The organism is Staphylococcus sp. EG-SA-15, assembly GCF_017151895.1.
In the GTDB taxonomy this organism is placed as follows: Bacteria; Bacillota; Bacilli; order Staphylococcales; family Staphylococcaceae; genus Staphylococcus; species Staphylococcus aureus.
On record NZ_JACVZN010000006.1, the window covers coordinates 80,266 to 90,074 of the forward strand.

Annotated in this window: 11 protein-coding genes and 2 pseudogenes; 7 read left to right on the forward strand and 6 right to left on the reverse strand. The window is 29.9% G+C overall.

Annotated elements, in window-relative coordinates:
- Positions 1 to 127: 127 nt before the first annotated feature.
- On the reverse strand, positions 128 to 583 hold the full coding sequence (locus tag IDG64_RS05160) for a DUF4909 domain-containing protein (RefSeq protein WP_072419835.1): 456 nt from the start codon (positions 581 to 583) through the stop codon (positions 128 to 130).
- Positions 584 to 885: 302 nt separating this feature from the next.
- Here IDG64_RS05160 and IDG64_RS05165 point away from each other — a divergent pair, with 302 nt between their 5' ends.
- The 5 genes and pseudogenes from IDG64_RS05165 to IDG64_RS05185 all read left to right on the forward strand — a co-directional run bounded on the left by IDG64_RS05165 (position 886) and on the right by IDG64_RS05185 (position 4,367).
- Positions 886 to 1,536 (forward strand): excalibur calcium-binding domain-containing protein, encoded by a 651-nt coding sequence (locus IDG64_RS05165; RefSeq protein ID WP_001793444.1) that lies wholly within the window; start codon positions 886 to 888, stop codon positions 1,534 to 1,536.
- Positions 1,537 to 1,616: 80 nt separating this feature from the next.
- Positions 1,617 to 2,612: pseudogene (locus IDG64_RS05170) on the forward strand (DUF4352 domain-containing protein).
- A 73-nt stretch (positions 2,613 to 2,685) separates the two neighbouring features.
- Entirely contained in the window at positions 2,686 to 3,312 is a 627-nt protein-coding gene (locus IDG64_RS05175) for a hypothetical protein (protein ID WP_000669017.1), read from the forward strand.
- 40 nt (positions 3,313 to 3,352) lie between these two features.
- Positions 3,353 to 3,694: a DUF3969 family protein gene (locus tag IDG64_RS05180; RefSeq protein ID WP_000627541.1), complete on the forward strand. Its 342-nt coding sequence runs from the start codon at positions 3,353 to 3,355 to the stop codon at positions 3,692 to 3,694.
- A gap of 100 nt (positions 3,695 to 3,794) precedes the next feature.
- Entirely contained in the window at positions 3,795 to 4,367 is a 573-nt protein-coding gene (locus IDG64_RS05185; RefSeq protein ID WP_000414202.1) for an SAV1803-related protein, read from the forward strand.
- Between the two features lie 197 nt (positions 4,368 to 4,564).
- Here IDG64_RS05185 and IDG64_RS05190 read toward each other — a convergent pair.
- The 3 genes and pseudogenes from IDG64_RS05190 to IDG64_RS05200 all read right to left on the reverse strand — a co-directional run bounded on the left by IDG64_RS05190 (position 4,565) and on the right by IDG64_RS05200 (position 6,194).
- Positions 4,565 to 5,193, reverse strand: a pseudogene (locus tag IDG64_RS05190) (ImmA/IrrE family metallo-endopeptidase).
- Between the two features lie 114 nt (positions 5,194 to 5,307).
- On the reverse strand, positions 5,308 to 5,751 hold the full coding sequence (locus IDG64_RS05195; protein WP_000731440.1) for a DUF1433 domain-containing protein: 444 nt from the start codon (positions 5,749 to 5,751) through the stop codon (positions 5,308 to 5,310).
- Entirely contained in the window at positions 5,751 to 6,194 is a 444-nt protein-coding gene (locus IDG64_RS05200) for a DUF1433 domain-containing protein (RefSeq protein ID WP_000439996.1), read from the reverse strand. The genes IDG64_RS05195 and IDG64_RS05200 overlap by 1 nt, the downstream gene beginning before the upstream one ends.
- A gap of 42 nt (positions 6,195 to 6,236) precedes the next feature.
- On the opposite strand from IDG64_RS05200, the gene IDG64_RS05205 reads away from it, so the two are divergent.
- Both IDG64_RS05205 and IDG64_RS05210 read left to right on the forward strand, forming a co-directional pair.
- The gene (locus tag IDG64_RS05205) at positions 6,237 to 7,847 is read left to right on the forward strand and encodes a hypothetical protein (RefSeq protein ID WP_000877847.1); all 1,611 of its coding nucleotides are present in this window, start codon (positions 6,237 to 6,239) and stop codon (positions 7,845 to 7,847) included.
- 14 nt (positions 7,848 to 7,861) lie between these two features.
- Positions 7,862 to 8,161 carry a WXG100 family type VII secretion target gene (locus tag IDG64_RS05210; RefSeq protein ID WP_000095387.1) on the forward strand — a complete coding sequence of 100 codons (300 nt, stop codon included), beginning with the start codon at positions 7,862 to 7,864 and terminating at the stop codon, positions 8,159 to 8,161.
- A 126-nt stretch (positions 8,162 to 8,287) separates the two neighbouring features.
- On the opposite strand, the gene IDG64_RS05215 is transcribed toward IDG64_RS05210, so the two are convergent.
- Together IDG64_RS05215 and IDG64_RS05220 are read right to left on the reverse strand one after the other, a co-directional pair.
- Positions 8,288 to 9,496 (reverse strand): restriction endonuclease subunit S, encoded by a 1,209-nt coding sequence (locus tag IDG64_RS05215; RefSeq protein WP_000072638.1) that lies wholly within the window; start codon positions 9,494 to 9,496, stop codon positions 8,288 to 8,290.
- Positions 9,489 to 9,809: N-6 DNA methylase (locus IDG64_RS05220; protein ID WP_183139027.1), on the reverse strand; the 321-nt coding region annotated here is incomplete at its 5' end. The genes IDG64_RS05220 and IDG64_RS05215, both read right to left, overlap by 8 nt.

Below are 9,809 nucleotides of genomic sequence, written 5' to 3' on the forward strand. Positions count from 1 at the left end.
ATTATAACGATTTTATGACATTCTAGCAGTGGTTATGTTTAAAAATATAAAAAAGTAGACGAATTGATGCATTGATATGATTGTTATAATGCTCAATACATATCGTTATATCATTCGTCTACTATTATCAGTTATTTTTATTTAATTTTAGTGTCATTCTGTCATTTTGATGTGGTGATTTACCCATTGTTGCCACATCATCTGCAATGTCAATTGGTATACGATTCATGTCTTGTAATACACTTAAATGGAATACTTCATCATCTAAATTTTCAATGAGATATACATAATATGTTATCTTATCCTTTTTATATTTTAACGTTTTCCAAAAGTCCGACTTGCAATTCAATACATTATCCGGAATATATTCAATAAATAAGTAACGTTTGCTGCCTACTTTGTCTACGAAATATTTTACAGTGCCTTTTTCTATACCTCTTATATGTGCATAGTCTGCTGAAAAGTAAATACTACCTATTGTTTCATTATGTTGTTGTATTTCAAATCGTTGGCCTACTATTTTATTATTTGTGCCACAACTACTTAAAAAAATCAGTAGATATAGCATTAAACATATTTTCATCCCCTTGAATTTTAAAGACTTTTTCAAAAGCAACACCTCTAAAAATAAATACAATATATTATATCAAATAGAAATTATTATTTTGTTAAATTATGTTGTCATGTTCGTGTCATTTTGAGTCGTAATACAACTTTACAATTATTAAATTAACACTTCTACAATCCAAAAATATTTTTAAAGTTTTGAAAAAAATTAAAGTATTTCCACTACTAATTTGGTAAAATATGATTATGTGATATAGTGAAAGCGTTTTACACTTAATAACTCCCTCTTAAATGCATCCAGGTTTTATGTAGTAAATCATGAAAATAACATATAAATATAGAGGAGATTTACCTTTGAATACAGAGAACAACAAGAATCAAAACCGATCTGTTAAAAATTCTGAAAGACGTGGCATGTTAAAAGGATGCGGCGGTTGCCTTATTTCTTTCATTTTATTAATAATCTTATTATCAGCCTGTTCAATGATGTTTAGTAATAATGACAATTCCACTAGTAATCAATCATCAAAAACGCAATTAACTCAAAAAGATGAAAATAAAAATGAAGATAAGCCTGAGGAAAAATCAGAAACAGCAACAGATGAGGATTTACAATCAACCGAAGAAGTACCCGCAAATGAAAATACTGAAAATAATCAACATGAAATTGATGAAATAACAACAAAAGATCAATCAGATGATGAAATTAACACACCAAACGTTGCAGAAGATAAATCACAAGACGACTTGAAAGATGATTTAAAAGAAAAGCAACAATCAAGTAACCATCATCAATCCACGCAACCTAAGACCTCACCATCAACTGAAACAAACACGCAACAATCATTTGCTAATTGTAAGCAACTTAGACAAGTATATCCGAATGGTGTCACTGCCGATCATCCAGCATATCGACCACATTTAGATAGAGATAAAGATAAACGTGCATGTGAACCTGATAAATATTAAACAACAAGCGAATTGAATTCAAATTGTATTTAGCTTTATGCACTAATCACATAGTAAATAATGAGGGAGATTTTTTAGGCATGAGCAATCAATTCAAAAGCGAAGAAGAGCGAAGACAATGGGAACAATTCCAAGCTTTCCAAAATCAACAAAACCAACAGAACCAGCAATACGGACAAAAGAAATCTAAAAAAGGATGGTTCTGGGGCTGTGGTGGTTGTCTAGTATTATTTATTTTAATTATCATCGGTATTTCAGCTTGTACAGCTGGTATTACAGGTAACCTTGGCGGAAATAGTTCTAAAGAAACGAACAAAACCCATAAAATTGGAGAGACTGTAAAAAATGGTGATCTTGAAGTCACAGTTAATTCAGTTGAAACTATGAAATCAGTTGGTCCATCTATCGCGCCAACAAATGCTAAAGGTACATTTGTCGTTGCTGATGTGACGATTAAAAACAAAGGTAAAGAAGCGTTAACAATTGATAGTTCAATGTTTAAACTGAAATCTGGTGATAAAACATTTGAAGCAGATAATACAGGCTCAATGTCTGCTAATCAAAATGACAACGGTAGTATAGAAAATTCATTTTTCTTACAGCGTATAAATCCTGATAGCACTGCTTAAGGTAAAATTGTTTTCGATGTGTCAGAAAACATAGCCAACGCAAAAGATAAAAAATTAGAAGTTATTTCTAGTTTATTTAGCGTCAAGAAGATTACATTTGATTTATCCGATGCTAAAAAAACATCAAAAGCTAAAAAAGACAAGCAAGATACAGAAGTAGCTGCTGCGAGTTCAAATAGCGATAATGTAAGTTATGAAGCTTCGGCTACTACACCTGCTACAACTTCTAGTGCAAATAATGATTCTGAAGAAAATGAACAGTCTAGTAAAGATGAAGATAAGCAGAATGCGTCTAAAAGTGATAAATCTAGTGTAGAAAAAAGTGAATCTAATGAAGAAACTGCTACTGTAGAATCAGCACCTCAAAGCAAACCTGTTACAAGTGAAGCACCACCTAACCAAAATAATCACAACGAAGATAGCATGTACGACGCTTCAACAGAATAAAATTTCAGGGTAGCTCGGCTACCCTTCTTTTACGGAAAAATAAGTATACATAGCAATATAAGGAGATAAAAAAATGAAATTCAAAGCTATCGTTGCCATTGCATTATCATTGTCACTATTAACTGCTTGCGGTGCTAATCAACATAAAGAAAATAATAGTAAATCAAATGACACTAATAAAAAGACGCAACAAACTGACAACACTACACAGTCAAATACAGACAAGCAAATGACACCACAAGAAGCCGAAGATATCGTTCGAAACGATTACAAAGCAAGAGGTGCTAACGAAAATCAAACATTAAATTATAAAACAAATCTTGAACGAAGTAATGAACATGAATATTATGTTGAACATCTAGTCCGCGATGCAGTTGGCACACCTTTAAAACGTTGCGCTATTGTTAATCGACACAATGGTACGATTATTAATATTTTTGATGATATGTCAGAAAAAGATAAAGAAGAATTTGAAGCATTTAAAAAGAGAAGCCCTAAATACAACCCAGGTATGAGTGATCATGATGAAACAGATGGTGAGTCAGAAGACATTCAACATCATGACAATGATAATAACAAAGCAATTCAAAATGACATACCAGATCAAAAAGTCGATGATAAAAGTGATAAAAATGCTGTTAATAAAGAAGAAAAACACGATAACGGTACAAATAATTCTGAAGAAACTAAAGTTAAATAAGGGTATACTTTGATTAATCGTAATTTTTAGGAGAACCGCTATGATAACATTTGAAAATATACAACAACTTGAAAAATACACCTTAATGACTATGCATGGTCTTTTTAATCAACTTAAACTCGGTATTATTTCAATCGACAATGCAGAGCATACGCTCTTTACACCTTATATGATGGAAACACTCTCTTCCCTAGGCATGAAAGACAGCATTGTCGATTTAATTCATAAAGGGACTGAATTAGAAGACTTTGCAGCATTTAATTTATCAATTGAAGATACAGTTACAGTCTGTTTACAAAGAACTGAAGAACTATTAAATCAATACAAAAATGTGGAATTCAATGACAAAATATTAATCAATTGGCGTATTATGCAAAAGTAATAGACATATAAAAGTCGAACGTAACTAAATGGATATTGATTTTATTCTTTCTAAATTACAAGTATTTCATTTTATAAAGTTTGAAAAGAGGTATATTGAAGTGGAGAAAAATGAATATATAGCTAAATATAATGAATATAGTCAATTATTAGACGCTACATACTCGCAAGCCGTAGCATACCTTTTAAATAAATATGGCGCTGTAACCGATGACTATTATAAGGAAAAATCATACACGCGATTTTTAAATGGAGAAATCAAAAGTATTACAAAAGGAAAATACACTAGAGCTGGTGAAGGATTATATTGTCATCACATAAGCGAAGACAAATTCCAAAACTTATCTGACCTAAGATTCATTTCCGAATTTAAGTACTCATACAACTATCAAAAGAAAGAAAACTTAGTTTACTGCGATTTAATCGAGCATTTAATTTTACATGCAATTATTACAAAAGAATCCAATGGCCAATTTGGTGTGGCTGGATTATGTCAAATGATCAAACCAACAGTCATTGATTGGTACATTAGCGAATATAATCCAAAACCAGCATGGATGCAAGCCACCAAAGCACGTGCCTATTTGCCTAGAATATTAGTAGAGAAACTACTCATTAAAATTGACGATATGTTAAAAGAAATAGAAATATATGATTTCCTTGAGTCTAGATAAATGATTAATGGAGATTTATTTTTTGCTGTTGAGATTTTGTTATAGATGTTTAAACCCATAATTAAATATATTTTATAAAAATAGACCACGCATACCTATCTTTAAACGGACAATGTTTATAAATGAGTTTGCATGGTCTTGAATTGTATTAGTTTTCTTTTGGTTTTAATAAATCGACTAGATTTTCACAATATTTATCAAATATGTATTCCTAAATTATACAGCCTTAATCCAGCAGCTACTTTCGAAACTTCCAACTTAGTTGATATAAGGTTCAATAGTTTGTTTCATTCTTTTTCAGATAAACCAGAACTTAAATTGATATTATTGACTTCATAAAAATTATAGACTAATGCCTCTATTTGCTTTTTAGGCATAAGTAAGTCGACTGAAAACTGATTTACGTCGCTTTCATAAATCATTTCATGTAAATTCTTTAGACTATTATCGTTGTTATCTTTAATTTTGTATAAATAACGGCCGAGTTCACGAGCTATTGCAAATCTTGTATTATTAATCGAGTGATTATTATTGATATAAATCGTTCTTCCACTTAAATAACCCGAAGTATTACCCTCCATTTTAATATATTTAACTTTTAAATTAAGTTGAAATAATAGCTTGTCTATGTCAATAGCAAAGTGTTCAGAAGTAATAAAAAGTTGATCCATTTTGTCCTTAACTAATGGCTGAATTAATTGAACTATTTCTGGTTCTAAAATATCTTCATAATGAACTTTCTCAATAACTTTCAATTGATTCCCCTCCCTAACTAAAAAATCGAACCTACATCATTTAATAAATTTAAAACTATAGGTGTAAACATTATTAAAATAAAACCCCTCCACTACTAAATGTAACGGAGGGACATGATTTCAAAATAAAATGTCATTTTTTATAAATTTATTATAATATTTTTCATCATACTGTACAACCGAATCTAATCCAACGATCCCGAAAAGAAGAACAACGGCGGTTCTGCTTCATATTCACTTTTATCCAAGTGTTCATTTTTAATTATTTGATCGACGGTTTTCCAATTTTTTACTTCTTGCTCTTTTAATAGTTTCCCAAGTTTTTCTTCGTCATACCCTATATCTCTTTGAAATTGCTTTCTACCACCTACATTAATAAAAGCTTGAAATTCATAGCCTTTATTGTTATTTATATAACCACCTATAAAATAACTATCCATTGGCGACTTTTTAAATCTCGTTACTTTAAGTGAGTTATAATGATTCAGGTTATACTTAAAAAATAAATCTATTCTGTTTTCTTGCGTCTCAATGTAATGGTCTTTTTTTTGTTTATTATGCGCATATGCAATAACTATTATAGCTATTAAAATTACACCAACTATTATTACGATATATTTCTTTTTCATCACTCTAATCTCCCAGAAAAGAAGAATAACGGTGGATCGGCTTCATAATCACTTTTGTCCAAGTGTTCTTTTTTTATAATGTCTGTAGATTTTAATTCATTTTTATGGTCTTTTTCTTTAAATAATTTACCAAATGTCTTATCATCGTATCCTATGCTATCTTCAAATTGATGATTGTCAGTTGCAGAGATGAGAACTTTAAAATCATAATTTTTGTTGTGATTAACATATCCATCCACAATATAGCCACCCATAGGCGTCTTTTTAAAACTAGTAATTTTCATTGAATGATAATTATTAAGGTTATATTTAAAATATAAATCTATTCTCTTTTCTTGTATTTCAATGTAATGGTCTTTTTTGTTTTTATTGATTAAATAGCCAGTACTTATTAAGAGTGCTATAATTAAGGAAATTATAAATATTATTTTTTTTCTTTCCATTTTTTTCATCCTCACTAAATTTAATGTTAAAGAGGTAATCTTATGAAATATACAGACAAAATCTATCATAAAGTATCTGACTTTTCTTATTCAAAGTTAAAAAAAGATAACACTTATAAAATTTTAGGCCAAGATTACAAAGTCATCGAAAAACGCGACGACACCCAGAATGGGTTTAGAGCATATGTTTTCGCTCCAGTAATCAAAGGTAAAGTTGATAAGAGTCAACTTTTAATAGGTTACGCTGGCACTGACCCATATAGTCTAAATGATATTCGTACTGATTTACAACTTCCCATTCATCATAACACAAATAATCTAAAAATTAATAATCATTATAAAGATTTAAAAAACTCAACTATTCACAAAAAATACAATACAATAAAAGATAAAAATGACCTTTTTAGTTTTTCTTCTAATTTAAATAATAAAGCACTTTTCGGTGATCTATGGGCAGCTAAGTTTGCACCGACTCAAATGGACGAAAGTGATGCTTTTACTGAATCAGTTAAAAAGAAATATCCAGATAGTGAAATTCACCCATTAGGACATAGTTTAGGTGCGTTTTTAGCTCAATATAATTTAATAAAACATAATCTGGATAACGGTACAACGTTTGCAGCACCTAACGTATACCATTCATTTACTGGAGACTTTAAAAAAGACATTGATAATGGTGTCTATGATTCAAAAATACGCAATATTGGCCATTTTGATGATCCTATTAATAATTTGAATTTTTTTAATCCTCGTATTGGCAAAAATATTACATCAATGCCACATTATGATGGATTTATAACTAACCTTCCTTTGATTGGTCAACACACACTTAAATCTTACAATGATTTCGATGCAGATGGTAATGTGAAGGAAATGCCAGAACTTGAACAATTTAATGATGACCAATCTCTTAATAATAGATTTCAATTATTTGACCCATTTGGTATAAAAAGCAGATTTTTCGACTCTATTAAAATCGATAGTTCTATATTAAATAGAACAAGTGAAAATGATTTTGATCCTTTTGCTATTCTCAATAAAAAAGATAAATTATTCGAATCAAATGACCTTGATATAGAAGGATTTAATAATAAACAAAAAGAAGATTTAAGCATTGATTTAAATCCTTTTGATGATGAATTACATGATGAGGACGAACCATTAATTCCCAAAAGAGGCGATAGTAAAAAATTAAAAGCAGAAAAGAAAATCTCTGTAAAAAAAGGTAAAGGTGGTTCCAAAAATACATGTAAAAAAGTAAAAATCCAGCCTGATGAAGTGCGTAATATCGCCAACACAATTCGTGATAGACTATTTTTATATAATCAAATCACTAATGCATTGGATGAATATAAAGAAGAAACAATATCAGGGGCTAATCGCATTTTAGATAAATATCAATCGGAGCTTCTAAGCGGTTCACATGAATTTATAACACCTTACGATCTTGAACAATATATGGAGATTTTAGCAGTTGAGGGAAGTTCAGGAAACTTCAAGTTTTATAATAGTGGTTTAATGGATGACTTAATTCAGGAATTAGATCAAAACAAAAAAGACTTGCTACAATTTGCTGAAAAACTAGAATTTGCTGCAAATAAATTCGAAGAAAAAGATTTAGAAGAAAGCGATGTTTTTGGACTATTTAGTTAAAGAGGGTAATTTATATGAGCTCAAAAGATGCAAAAAAAAGTCAAGAAGAAGCTAGATTACAACAATTAAAGCAAGAAATGCGTAATAGTACTGATAATTTGGTTAGCAATGCTAAAAATAATGTAGCATTAAAATCTCAAACATTAAATGAAATCATTGAAACAATTAATAATTCTTCGCAAAATTTAGAAGGTACATTTGAAGGAAAAGCAAGCGAAGCAGCCCAACAAAGTATAAATAAACTCAAAAACAATAATGAAAATCTTAAACAAAAATTTGAGACCCTATTAAATACAATGAAGATAAATGGATAATATTGAGAAAATATTAATTTGTCTGTACTTTTTTATACATTACGTAAATCCCCTCGCTAAACAAATAGTGAAGGGATTTATGTTTACTTATAATCTATGCTGAACTAAATATCATAATTAATACTATTATATAAACATTTTTTGAAGTAAAACCTGCTTACGTCGCTTAAGATACATTATTTTTTCTTGCTGCAATTCAATTAGTTTTTCATTTCTATTAAAAAACTGCCCCACTTTTTCTTGTTCGTGATTGCTTGGCATATTCAGTGTTTGAGATTTGACAATTTCTGTATTTAAATTAACTTGACTACCTGGTTGACCGTATTTACTCCATTTATCCTTGAAATATTCAAGCCAATAGTACATAAAGAATAAATTAAACTTAGGATTTAAAAATATTAAAAATCCATCATGAACTCCCGTTTTCACAAAATTCATTACAGGTTTTCCAATACTTGCCGCAATACTTAATAGTAAATGTGTTGTTACTAAAACCCTTGTTTTTTCTTGACCTTCAATTGATAATTTTTGTTCCAAATGATAAATTTTCCCGTTTTGATTTGTAACATCAGAAATTCTTAGCCATCCTATGTCTGATTCTTTATTAAACCATTTAGGATCTTTAATAGGTCTAGGAGAAGCCCCTCGTACAATTTGTGATAATTCCCCTAATTGCTTCTCTTCCCAATCTGGATAATCATTACCATTCTCATCTTTGAATCGCAATTCCTGTGAGAAAATTTTCTGCATATAGCCTTTTTTCTGTTGTTGAAGTAATTCGAGTTTTTGTTCTTCTAATTCAATTTGTCGGTCGAGTTTGCTGAAGAATTGTCCTATTTTTTGTTGTTCACATAATTCTGGAAAATATACTCTTATATTTTCTATTAACCCCCAATCAGCCCTTGGCATCTTAGAACCAGCCGATTTACTAGCAACATCAGAATATCGTTTTGTTTGTATAAAATAATATAGAAATAAATTCAATAATTTATCTTCTTTCGTTGATTTCAAAACCCATATTTCTGATGAACACACTCCACTTTTTTTTGTAAAATAATACTTATTCAAATATGGTCTGAGCTTTCCATACAAAACATTTTGTGGATTGAATTTATTTTTTTGACTTGAAAATTCTTTTGAATTATAAATTTTAATTAATCGACCCGTATTTTGTTCAATACAATCCAATTCTATATCAATACTTGCATTCTCATTTTGAGGGTTAAATTTTTCACTCTTATTCGTTGCTAGATTTCCAAAAATGTCTAAAGAATATTCGCCTTCAAACCCTGGGAACCTCAATTCTGGCACATTTTTCGTTTGTGTATTACTCATCTTTCAACACCCCAAGTTCTTTCAGGTATGCATTGATTTCTTGTTCAATTTCTGCGATTTCTTTGTCGATATTTTTCAAATCTTGTTGGACTTGATCTAAATCAATTGGTGCTTCTTCTTCGAATGTATCGACATATCTCGGTATGTTTAGGTTGTAATCGTTATCGGCGATCTCTTGTAATGTCCCGCTGTAGCTATATTTATCAATCGTTTCTTTACGCTTATATGTGTCTATAATACGTTCGACTTGGGCATCGCTTAAATGGTTTTGATTTTTTCCTTTTTCAAAATCATTGGATGCATCGATAAATAA